This window comes from Chryseobacterium sp. T16E-39 (assembly GCF_002216065.1).
GTDB lineage: Bacteria > Bacteroidota > Bacteroidia > Flavobacteriales > Weeksellaceae > Chryseobacterium.
In genome coordinates this window covers 3,661,587-3,673,297 of record NZ_CP022282.1, presented here as the reverse complement: position 1 = coordinate 3,673,297, position 11,711 = coordinate 3,661,587, and the positions used below count along the sequence as shown (strand labels likewise).

Genomic DNA, 11,711 nt, shown 5'->3' with positions numbered 1-11,711 from the left:
AGGAATCATTACGATTCCTTTTTTTGTTTTTCGAGCCATTCTTCATGTTTCTTTTTAAAGAGATCATTCTTATAGTTCTGATTTCTTTTAGCGGCATCAATAGAATGAGAAGTATGAATATCAACATCATCTTGAGCAAAGTCAGCTAATTTTTCGTAATACATATGAAGCTGATCCAATTCTTTTTCAGACAAATCTTCTATATCTACGATCCGGTTACTTGCTTTTTCATGAGCTGCGATCAATTCATTCAATTTAATTTGTATGGCTTTAGAGTCTTTATTTTGAGCTTTCTGAATAAGAAATACCATCAGGAAAGTAATAATTGTTGTTCCAGTATTGATCACCAGCTGCCAGGTTTCCGAATAGTGAAACACGGGCCCTGAAAGAGCCCAAATGATAACAATAGCAGTAGCTCCCATAAAAGCATAAGAACTCCCAGTAAATTTGGTTGCCCAATCCGAAAACCTTTCAAAAAAATTATTAGTCTTATGTCCCATTGTAGTTATTGTTTTAAAGAATAAATGTATTAAATAATCTGGTTCTTTACATAAAATAACTACTGGCGCTTTTAGAAAAAGTAATTTGCTCCAAATTGATATCTGATCCCGTCAATTCTGAAACCGAAGTTATTAGCTGGATCAGTATTGTCATTACGGATATTTTTATCCAATAGATTATACACCCCGAATGTAAAACGAACATTTTTATTCAGTCGGTATACTGCTCCCAGGTCTAATAAAAAGTAAGCAGGAATCGGAAATTCCTGTGCTCTTCCCCTTGATACTCCCGGCTGACTTTCACTTCTATAGTTCATCCTTGACCAAAATTCAAAGCTATAGTTTGCTTTCCAGGCCAAATTAGCGTTAACCATATGCTTTGGTATTCTTGCATATGCTTTATTGTAAAGAAGAGGAACTTCATTGGATTTAATTTTGGTATCCGTATAGGTGTAATTGGTTTTTAATGTTAGATCTTTTGTAACATTAATTCCAAGATTAGCTTCCATACCGATACTTTTAGCTTTACCTAAATTTTCTCTTGTTGAAATAAAATCATAAACGTGATTATATAAGCTTTCGAACTGTGCACACTCTGCTGTATTGTTACATTTCCTTACTTCTACCAACTTGTTTTTGAAGTCCGTATTGAAACCGGTTACACTTAGATTGATGATTTTTTTATTATCCTCAAACATTACAGTTATTTCCTGATTAAAACTTTTCTCTGGCTGCAGGTCTTTATTTCCGATAATCACACCATCCTGTGAGCCTCCGCCTGTTACTTGTCCCCAAGCTGGATTTACCGCTCTCAGTCCCGGTGCCTTATACCCCCAGGAAGCACCCCCTTTTGCTGTAAAATTATTATTAATACTCCATACCAGGTAACCTCTCGGTGTAAAGTTAGAACCGTAATTCTGATCATTATCCAACCGGGCACCGGTAACTACGTTCAATTTTTCCAGAAGTTTCCAGTTTCCTTCAGCAAATGCCGACCAGTTCCAACGGGTCAATTGACTGACCATATCACTCCCGGATTTAAAAGTATTTCCTAAATCATTCAGTCTTTCATATCTGTATTCAGCTCCAAAGCTGATCACATGTTTTTTGATATTAAAATTATTAAGACTATACGCTACAAAAGTTTCATACCTCATATTCCTGTTTGGATTGTTGGTATTGTCATATTGCAAATAAGAATTGGTGTGAAAGTTAGAATAATCTCCTTTATGACTTAACGCAAGCACATTTCTTTCATAATTATTACTGGAACTTTTTGCATTAGCAGCTAATGAATACCCGGCATTCTGATTTCTTTCCTGACGATTAAAATCATAATTTAACTTAAAGGTATTTTTCGTATCAGGAGTAAGACTAAGTTCTGTTCCAAAAGCTTTAATAATACGTTCTGTAAATCCACCAATGAACTTATCTTCATTCCTATCCGAATAACTTCCGGTAAATTTCAATTGAAGAAGATTTTTGATTAAAGATCCTGCTGCATATCCATCTATTTGATAAGTATTACCCGATTCTTTGTGAACTTGCTGTATCAGACTGGTCGCTATCGAACCTTTCCAGCTATCTGTAAGTTTCTTAGTAATAATATTGATTACACCTCCCATTGCATCTGAACCATATAAAGACGACATCGGGCCTTTTACGACTTCTATTCTCTCAATAGTTTCTAATGGAGGCATCCAGCCTTGTTCAATTCCGGGACCATCAGAGTTTGGTCTTGTTTCTCTCGTATTAATCCTCTTTCCATCAATCAGCACAAGCGTTTGCCCGGATTCAGCTCCCCTTATTGAGAAATCACTGGTACTTCCCCCTCCTGTAATAAAGACCCCTGGAACATCCTGCAATGCATCGGTAATATCCCGATAGGCTCTTTTTTTAAGATCTGCTTGAGTAATTACAGAAATAGTAGCTGGTGTATCCTTAATTTTCTGTGCATATCCGGATCCTGTTATCACCACTTCATCAATACTTCCATTCTTTAATGAGTCTTTTACCTTCTGGGCGTCGGAAAAACCAATCCCTAGTATGACTAAAGAGATAGATATTATTTTCTTCATAATCATTTTTTGCAAAATATTATTTTTAATGATTCTAAATAAATAACACCAGGTGATATATCTCATTGGGAAGAATTGTCATTTATAAAGTTTTAATATAACCACACAATTACCGGAAATACTAATAACCATAACCCATTATATCCATTAAACCAAAAAAAAGAAGTAACTGATCAGTTACTTCTTTCAAATGCTCATTTTCTTAGTGGCATTAATATTTTATTGCTTTATCAAGATCAATTGGATTATTACTTTTTCTTAGATACTCCTGTACCTTTACCGTAAGATCTTTAAATTGTTCAATATGAGTAATTTTAGTACCCATTACATTCATTTCGCCTCCTGAGTTTTCTTTAAAATTCTTTCTCATTTCGATAAGGGGATCATTGTACATTTCCAGTCTCTTCCGTTGTCTTACTTTCTCAGAAATCTCCAGTGGCTTCCGTCCATAAAACGTTTCAATAAATCCAACCGTATCATATGTTTCTTTAAGGTTTTTACTCTTAATCAATGTGAATATGAAGTTAGATTTTGAATCTTGCAACTGAAAAATCATACCAGGTAATCCATAAAATTTATAGGGTCCTTCAGACATATTGATGTCTTTGGTAAACCACGCTGTCCAAAACCTACCCCCAAAGTGAGTTGTTGCTTTCTGCAGGGTATACCCACCTACTTTCTTAGTTTCATTGCTTAGGTCCCATATCATTTTATCTTCTGTAGGATAGCTATACATATCTTCTCCGATCAACTCATAATTTTGGTTCTTAAAAGAGTTTCTCTGTCTTTTAATAGATTCAAATCTTCCCCCATAAACATATTCATAGTTGCCATTGACACGATTAATAGAATCTGCTTTAAGGTAATCATATTCATAAAATTTAACATCATTGGGATTAACATCCAATACAAGGTTAATCTTGTCCAGATGATTATTTGTCGAATCACTCCTGTACTGTAGCTCATAAATAAAGCGATGCGTCTGTGCCTGAACAGCCAATCCGACAAACAGCAGTATTAAAAAGAATCTTTTCATAGTAATTTTTTCACAAATATACATATTATATAGAACTATGCAATACCAAATAGTAACTTTTAAATATTAATATGTATAATATAGTCTATTTTAACACAAAAAAAATCCGCCCCTTTACAGGGACGGATTATATAATTAATGCGAAGTATGCTAATTATCACACTTTGATTTCAACATCTACACCGCTTGGTAACTCCAATTTCATTAGAGCATCCACCGTTTTAGAAGAAGAAGAATAGATATCCATCAATCTCTTGTGAGCAGAAAGTTGGAACTGTTCTCTAGCCTTTTTATTAACGTGTGGAGATCTCAATACAGTGAAGATTCTCTTATTAGTTGGCAATGGAATTGGACCGTTTACAACAGCACCAGTAGCCTTTACCGTTTTTACGATTTTCTCAGCAGACTTGTCTACCAAGTTATAATCGTAAGATTTTAGTTTTATTCTGATTCTTTGTGACATTTCTTTAATTTAAAAATTAACCTTTTGCTTTAGCAATGATTTCTTCAGCAACGTTTTGTGGAGTTTGTGCGTATTTCTCTAATTCCATAGAAGAAGTAGCTCTTCCTGATGAAAGTGTTCTTAGAGTTGTTACATATCCAAACATCTCAGAAAGTGGAACTGAACCCTTGATTACAACAGCACCGTTCTTTTCTTCCTGACCACTGATCGTACCTCTTCTTTTGTTAAGGTCACCAATAATGTTACCCATATATTCTTCTGGAGTTACAACTTCCAATTTCATAATAGGCTCCATGATTACTGGCTTAGCAGCACGTCCCGCTTCTTTAAATCCTAATTTAGCAGCTAATTCGAAAGAAAGAGCATCAGAATCCACCGCGTGGAAAGATCCGTCTTTAAGAGTAACTTTAATACCTTCAACTTCGAAACCAGCCAAAGGACCGTTCTTCATTGCAGCTTTAAAGCCTTTTTCAATTGCAGGAACAAATTCTCTAGGAACGTTACCACCTTTGATCTCATTGATGAATTCTAAACCAATTTTACCTTCGTCTGCAGGTCCTAGTTCAAATACAATATCAGCAAATTTACCTTTACCACCAGATTGTTTTTTGTAAACTTCTCTGTGGCTCGCAACTTTTGTTAAGTTTTCTTTGTACTCTACCTGAGGTTGTCCTTGGTTTACTTCAACTTTGAATTCTCTTCTCATACGATCTACAATGATATCCAAGTGAAGCTCACCCATACCAGAGATAATCGTTTGTCCAGAAGCTTCGTCAGTTCTTACTGTAAACGTTGGATCTTCTTCAGCCAATTTAGCTAATGCGTTACCCATTTTATCCTGGTCAGCTTTAGTTTTAGGCTCAACAGCGATACCAATTACCGGATCAGGGAAAACCATCGATTCAAGAACGATTGGGTTTTTCTCGTCACACATTGTATCACCAGTTTTGATAGATTTGAATCCTACCGCAGCACCAATATCTCCTGCTTCAATATACTCTACAGGATTTTGCTTGTTAGCGTGCATCTGATAGATTCTAGAGATTCTTTCTTTATCTCCTGAACGAGTGTTCAAGATATAAGAACCTGCATCTAATCTTCCAGAGTATGCTCTGAAGAAAGCTAATCTTCCCACGAATGGGTCAGTAGCAATCTTAAATGCTAAAGCCGAGAAAGGCTCGTTTACGTCTGGTTTTCTTACGATTTCAGCGTCAGTTCTAGGGTCAGTACCTTTGATATCATCTTTATCTAATGGAGAAGGCAAGTATTTACATACTGCATCCAACATAAACTGTACTCCTTTATTTTTGAATGAAGAACCACAAGTCATTGGGATAATAGATAAATCAATAGTAGCTTTTCTAAGAGCTTCGTTGATTTCTTCTTCAGAGATTGAATCTGGATCTTCGAAGAATTTCTCCATCAAAGTCTCATCGTAGTCAGCAACAGCTTCTACTAATTTCTCTCTATATTCAAGAACTTCAGCCTTCATGTCTTCAGGAATTGGCACTACCTCGAAAGTAGCTCCTTGTCCTGCTTCATCCCAGATGATAGCTCTGTTTTTAATTAAGTCTACAACACCTTTGAAATCTTCTTCAGCACCGATTGGTAAAACGATTGGAACTGCATTAGATCCTAACATAGTCTTAACCTGGTTTACCACGTTAAGGAAGTCAGCACCTTGTCTGTCCATTTTGTTTACGAATCCCATTCTTGCTACTTTGTAGTTGTCAGCAAGTCTCCAGTTTGTTTCAGACTGAGGCTCTACTCCATCTACTGCAGAGAATAAGAATACCAATCCATCCAATACTCTTAAAGATCTGTTTACTTCTACAGTGAAGTCAACGTGTCCCGGTGTATCGATGATGTTGAAGTGATAAGGTTTAGTTTCAGGTAAAGCTTTTCCTTGATCAGTTGGGAAGTTCCAGTTACAAGTAGTAGCTGCAGAAGTAATCGTAATACCTCTTTCTGCTTCCTGCTCCATCCAGTCCATTGTAGAAGCTCCATCGTGAACCTCTCCAATTTTATGGTTTACCCCTGTATAGAATAAAATTCTTTCTGTAGTAGTAGTTTTACCAGCATCAATGTGAGCGGCAATACCAATATTTCTTGTAAATTTAAGATCTCTACTCATTTCTAATTAGAATTTAAAGTGTGAGAAAGCTTTGTTAGCTTCCGCCATTTTGTGAGTATCACTCTTTTTCTTGTAAGCAGCACCTTCTTCTCTTGAAGCAGCTACAACTTCGTTAGCTAATTTCAAAGCCATTGACTTATCATTTCTAGCTTTTGAATATTTGATTAACCATTTCATTGCCATAGAAATTTTTCTATCAGCTCTGATTGGCATAGGGATCTGGAAGTTAGCTCCACCTACTCTTCTAGAACGTACTTCTACGTGAGGCATTACGTTAGTTAATGCATCTTTCCAGATTTCAAGGGAAGTTTTCTCAGTTTCTCCTTTTTTAGTTTCTACGATCTCTAAAGCATCATAGAAAATTTTGAATGCAATTGACTTCTTACCGTCAAGCATTAAGTTGTTTACGAATCTAGTTACCAATTGATCATTAAACTTCGGATCTGGTAACAACGGTCTTTTTTTCGCTTTTGTCTTTCTCATTGTTTCTGTACCTTATTTAATGATTATTTTTTCTTTCCTTTTGCTGGTGCAGCAGCTGCCTGACCTGGTTTAGGTCTCTTAGCTCCGTACTTAGATCTTCTCTGTGTTCTTCCATTAACACCAGCGGTGTCTAATGCACCTCTTACGATGTGGTAACGTACTCCCGGTAGGTCTTTCACCCTTCCGCCTCTTACCAATACTATCGAGTGCTCTTGAAGATTATGTCCTTCGCCCGGGATGTAGGCGTTGACTTCTTTACCGTTTGAAAGTCTTACCCTTGCAACTTTTCTAAGTGCAGAGTTAGGTTTCTTAGGAGTGGTAGTATATACTCTCGTACATACACCTCGTCTTTGTGGACAAGAATCAAGGGCAGCCGATTTGCTCTTCTTGGCAAGCGTGGCTCTTCCTTTTCTTACTAATTGTTGAATAGTAGGCATTTATTGCTTTTTATTTTAAGCTGCAAAAATAGTAATATTTTTTTAATTGACAAGCGGCTATATGCAAATAATTATTTTTATTAAAAATTAAATAACAGACACTTACGATTAATCGAGGATTTTCACCCCATGGTTTTTAAACAAACCAAAACTGCAGAAATTTGATTTTAACTCTACCTATAAAGTTTGATCCGCACCATATAAAGAAACCTCATCTCCTATAGACGGTGTTTACTTTTTAACGGTATACATTACTATATACTATATAAATAAATAGCAGTAAATGTCAAATAACAGAATATCAAAAGACACAAAAACAAAATTTTTAAGTTCCATTATTTTATCATCAATTTTAAGAATACAAGAGATAAGTATCATCAATCACTTACCCGGTACTTCGGCACAATATTTACTGCATATCTACCATAAAAAATAAACGTATGAAAAATGCAAGCATTATCGGCCTGAAAGAAGCCGATTGTAAAAACATTTCAGAAAAGCTAAATGTTCTTTTAGCTAATTATTCAGTATTCTATCAAAACACACGAGGTTCCCACTGGAATATTAAAGGGGATCAGTTTTTTACATTACATCCAAAATTTGAGGAACTCTACAACAGTCTTGTATTAAAGATTGATGAAATTGCAGAAAGAATTTTAACTCTTGGAGCAACACCGGCACATAATTATTCAGATTATTTAAAAGTTTCTACGATAAAAGAAAGTAAAGAAGTGAGTGACGGTACAAAGAGTGTAGAGATTATTCTAAGTTCTTTTAAAGTTGTCCTGGATTTACAGCGGGAGCTTTTAGATATCACTGATAAAGCAGGGGATGAAGGAACCAATTCTCAAATGAGCGACTATATTACCGAACAGGAAAAAGAAGTTTGGATGTACAACTCTTATCTGGGTAAATAATCGAACAAAGATCATCGATATATTTTAAAAAAATCGTCTTACATTTAGACGATTTTTATTTTTAATTATTAAATTTGCGTTAAAATTACACAATATGCACGAGGTACGATTGAATTCTATTCTAGATAATGATTTCTACAAGATAACCATGCAAAATGCAGTGGTAAAATTATTTCCAAGCTCAATTGTAAAATATGAATTCATTAATAGAGGACAACATCTTTTCCCAGAAGGTTTTGATGTTGCTTTAAGAGAAGCTGTTAACAAAATGGCTGAGCTCAAACTTACTAAAGATGAGAAAAAATTCATGGCAAGAACTTGCCCATACATAGACCTACCCTATTTAGACTTTCTTGAAGGATATCATTATGATCCATCTGAAGTAAAAATTGTTCAAAATGGAAGTGAACTCTCTGTCACAGTCGAAGGATTGTGGTACAGAACCATCCTTTGGGAGGTTCCATTGCTGGCTCTGATCAGTGAGTTACACTATGAAATGAATCACATGGAAAGGGATTCTAATGAGGTTGTCATGAACAAAACAATCGAAAAAGCCGATTCGCTAAACAAACTTGGAGTTACCTTCGCAGAATTTGGTACCCGAAGAAGACATTCTTATAAGGTACAAAATCTGGTTATGGAGGCATTAACTCAAAAGAAAGATTCTACTTTTGCAGGAAGTTCAAATGTTCATTTCGCGATGAAGTTTGGCGTAAAGCCTATAGGAACCCACGCTCATGAATGGTTTATGTTCCATGGAGCTGAATATGGTTTCAAAATGGCTAATGAATTAGCTTTAGAACACTGGGTAGATGTATACAGGGGAGATCTTGGAGTTGCTCTTTCCGACACTTATACCACTGATGTATTTTTCCAGCAGTTTGACAAAAAATTCGCAAAGCTTTTTGATGGAGTCCGCCATGACAGTGGTGATGCATTGGAGTTTACGGATAAAACAATTGCTCACTATAAAAACAATGGAATTAATCCGTTATTTAAATATATTATCTTCTCCGATGCTTTAAACCTTGAAAAAGTAGAAGAGATCACTAAATACTGCAAGGGAAAAATCGGCGTCTCATTTGGAATCGGAACAAATCTAACCAATGATGTGGGATTAAAACCAATGAATATCGTTATGAAATTAATTGGAGTACAGGCTCCAAACAAGGAATGGATCCCGACGGTAAAATTATCCGATGAACATGGGAAATATACAGGCGATCCTAAAATGATTGAGCTGGCAAAAGAATTCCTAAGAATAAAAGATTAGATACTAGACCCATAATTAAATAAATAGATCATTATGATGAAACTAAAAATTTATTTATCTCTCAGCCTTCTGGTAGGAATATTATCCTTCGCACAGGAAAAGAAAAAAGAAAAAGTAAAGTTTAACCAGGAATTGGCAACTTCTCTTGGAGCTGATCAATATGGTATGAAAGCTTACACGATTGTAATGCTGACCTCCGGCTCCGCAAAGATTGAAGATAAAGCTAAAAAAAGTGAATTGATGAAGGGACATATGGCTAATATTGGAAAGTTAGCCGACGAAGGAAAAATTATAGTAGCCGGTCCTTTTTTAGAAAAGAATAAAGAAGACTATCGTGGCATGTTTATTTTCAATACAAAATCAAAAGAGGAGGCCGAGCAATGGGTGAAAACAGATCCTGCAGTAAATGCTGGAATTTTCAGTTATGAAATATTTCCCTGGTATGGTTCCGCGGCCTTGCCTCTATATTTAAAGCATCATGAAGAAATCACCAAAGAGAATCCATAAAAATGGGCTTTTATACCAAGTTCTCAGAAAATGATCTCATTGAATCATACAAAAATCAAATTGACTATCAGGGAAAACCAAGTGAAGAAATTTTAGAAGAAATTCTCAAAAGAGGTTCTCTTGAAAAGTTTCAGGCTAAAATTGACAATAATACTCTTTTTCTCAATGAGGTTAACAGGGTTATAAGGGAAACCCATCACCATTATATGAATAACTTATCTATGAATGAATGTTTATCCATAGTAAAGTCTGACATGCTAAACCCTGAAAGTGTACAGCTTATTGTAAAAAGAAAGTATGAGCAGATCCATGTGAATGTTGAAAATTTAAAATTGGATTCTAAAACGTGGACTAACAGTCTTATTGGGGCCTTTATTGCTTCAATTATCAGTTCAATCCTCATTTTTACTATTCTTTATCAATTTATCTTTTTATCAGTTTTTGCTTTTGCCTTACTTATCCCCCTCTATATTATTAATTATTGGATCATAAGATTAATCACAGGAAAAACACGGGATAATCTGGCAGTGTTTATAGGATCATTTATTGCAACTGTGCTGAACTGTATCTATTTTGCCGTTTTTATTTATTATTCATAATAAGAAAACATAAATTTACTTTTATAAATACGAGATAATTTTAAGAAAAAATAAGACAAAAACAATTCGTATTTTATCTTGTCTTTCAACCACCAAACATTCAAATAACAACCATGAAAAGAGCACTATTCGTTTTGATTTTTTTAATATCAACAAAATTGCTATTCGGACAAGCAGTTCCAAAAGAATATACCGATAAAGTAAAGACTGCTGAATCTCTTTACAATAACAAGGATTTCAAGGGCTCTGCTAAACACTATTCAGAAGCATTTAAATCTAATGGATGGAAAGCTTCCTTAAATGACCGGTATAATGCAGCATGTTCATGGGCAATGGCTGCGGTTCCGGACAGTGCTTTTTCTCAACTTAGCAGGATTGCTCCACAATTTACAAATTACGACCACATAAACAAGGATACAGATTTAAACACTCTACATGCTGATGCCCGATGGAAACCACTCATTGAACAAGTTAAACAAAACAAAGACAAAGCCGAAGCAAATCTTAATAAGCCTTTGGTAGCCCGTCTGACAAACATTTATGATGAAGATCAAAAGTACAGACAACAAATTGAGGGCATCGAAAAAAAATATGGCAGTGTTTCAAAAGAATTAAATGATCACTGGAAGATTATCGCCCAAAAAGATTCTTTGAATTTAATAGAAGTAAAAGCTATTCTTGATCAATATGGGTGGCTGGGTCCTGATGTTGTAGGCAGTCAGGGAAGTACTACCATATTTCTTGTCATACAACATGCGGATCTGGCCACTCAGGAGAAATATCTACCAATGATGAGAGAAGCTGTAAAAAATGGTAAGGCTAAAAGCAGCAGTCTGGCTCTTTTGGAAGATAGGGTCGCTTTACGACAAGGTAAAAGACAAATTTATGGAAGTCAAATTGGCCGTGATCCCGAAACAAAAGTCTATTTTGTATCTCCTTTAGAAGATCCCGATCACGTGGACAAAAGACGAGCAGAAGCAGGACTTCCGCCATTGGCAGAATACATAAAGAACTGGCAGATTACATGGGATGTTGAACAATATAAAAAAGACCTCCCAAAACTTGAGGAAAAGTCAAAACGTAAATAAAAGCCTCAATGAATTAAGGTGTTCTGATTCTTCGCTGCGCTTCGTTCTGAATGATAAAAGGGACAATTATTATACAATACTCTCGTATAGATATGAATTCACGTCCTTTTGTTTTTCACCGGCCTTGTCATTCTGAAAGAATCCAAACTATTTATAGATGCTGAGATTCCATACTCCGCTGCGCTTTGTTCTGAAT

Annotated in this window: 12 protein-coding genes; 5 read left to right on the top strand and 7 right to left on the bottom strand. The window is 35.5% G+C overall.

Annotated elements, in window-relative coordinates; genetic code table 11:
• Window positions 1-8: 8 nt before the first annotated feature.
• From CEY12_RS16615 to rpsL, 7 genes are all read right to left on the bottom strand, one after another.
• Window positions 9-500: a low affinity iron permease family protein gene (locus CEY12_RS16615; protein WP_089028753.1), complete on the bottom strand. Its 492-nt coding sequence runs from the start codon at window positions 498-500 to the stop codon at window positions 9-11.
• Between the two features lie 71 nt (window positions 501-571).
• The gene (locus tag CEY12_RS16610; protein WP_228409716.1) at window positions 572-2,578 is read right to left on the bottom strand and encodes a TonB-dependent receptor domain-containing protein; all 2,007 of its coding nucleotides are present in this window, start codon (window positions 2,576-2,578) and stop codon (window positions 572-574) included.
• A gap of 211 nt (window positions 2,579-2,789) precedes the next feature.
• Window positions 2,790-3,614 carry a GLPGLI family protein gene (locus CEY12_RS16605; RefSeq protein WP_089029905.1) on the bottom strand — a complete coding sequence of 275 codons (825 nt, stop codon included), beginning with the start codon at window positions 3,612-3,614 and terminating at the stop codon, window positions 2,790-2,792.
• Window positions 3,615-3,771: 157 nt separating this feature from the next.
• Window positions 3,772-4,077, bottom strand: a complete 306-nt coding sequence (rpsJ, locus tag CEY12_RS16600; protein ID WP_002661363.1) for a 30S ribosomal protein S10 — start codon at window positions 4,075-4,077, stop codon at window positions 3,772-3,774.
• Between the two features lie 16 nt (window positions 4,078-4,093).
• Complete coding sequence (fusA, locus tag CEY12_RS16595) at window positions 4,094-6,211, bottom strand: elongation factor G (RefSeq protein ID WP_089028751.1); 2,118 nt, start codon at window positions 6,209-6,211, stop codon at window positions 4,094-4,096.
• A gap of 6 nt (window positions 6,212-6,217) precedes the next feature.
• The gene (rpsG, locus tag CEY12_RS16590) at window positions 6,218-6,694 is read right to left on the bottom strand and encodes a 30S ribosomal protein S7 (RefSeq protein WP_089028750.1); all 477 of its coding nucleotides are present in this window, start codon (window positions 6,692-6,694) and stop codon (window positions 6,218-6,220) included.
• Window positions 6,695-6,717: 23 nt separating this feature from the next.
• Complete coding sequence (gene rpsL, locus CEY12_RS16585) at window positions 6,718-7,131, bottom strand: 30S ribosomal protein S12 (RefSeq protein WP_002983146.1); 414 nt, start codon at window positions 7,129-7,131, stop codon at window positions 6,718-6,720.
• A 440-nt stretch (window positions 7,132-7,571) separates the two neighbouring features.
• Between rpsL and CEY12_RS16580 the strand changes: the two genes are divergently transcribed.
• From CEY12_RS16580 to CEY12_RS16560, 5 genes are all read left to right on the top strand, one after another.
• Complete coding sequence (locus tag CEY12_RS16580) at window positions 7,572-8,048, top strand: Dps family protein (protein ID WP_089028749.1); 477 nt, start codon at window positions 7,572-7,574, stop codon at window positions 8,046-8,048.
• Between the two features lie 94 nt (window positions 8,049-8,142).
• Window positions 8,143-9,321 carry a nicotinate phosphoribosyltransferase gene (pncB, locus tag CEY12_RS16575; RefSeq protein ID WP_089028748.1) on the top strand — a complete coding sequence of 393 codons (1,179 nt, stop codon included), beginning with the start codon at window positions 8,143-8,145 and terminating at the stop codon, window positions 9,319-9,321.
• A 33-nt stretch (window positions 9,322-9,354) separates the two neighbouring features.
• Window positions 9,355-9,828: a YciI family protein gene (locus tag CEY12_RS16570; protein ID WP_228409715.1), complete on the top strand. Its 474-nt coding sequence runs from the start codon at window positions 9,355-9,357 to the stop codon at window positions 9,826-9,828.
• 2 nt (window positions 9,829-9,830) lie between these two features.
• Window positions 9,831-10,427 carry a hypothetical protein gene (locus CEY12_RS16565; protein WP_089028746.1) on the top strand — a complete coding sequence of 199 codons (597 nt, stop codon included), beginning with the start codon at window positions 9,831-9,833 and terminating at the stop codon, window positions 10,425-10,427.
• A gap of 113 nt (window positions 10,428-10,540) precedes the next feature.
• Window positions 10,541-11,515, top strand: a complete 975-nt coding sequence (locus CEY12_RS16560) for a DUF6624 domain-containing protein (RefSeq protein ID WP_185117047.1) — start codon at window positions 10,541-10,543, stop codon at window positions 11,513-11,515.
• The last annotated feature ends 196 nt before the right edge of the window (window positions 11,516-11,711 follow it).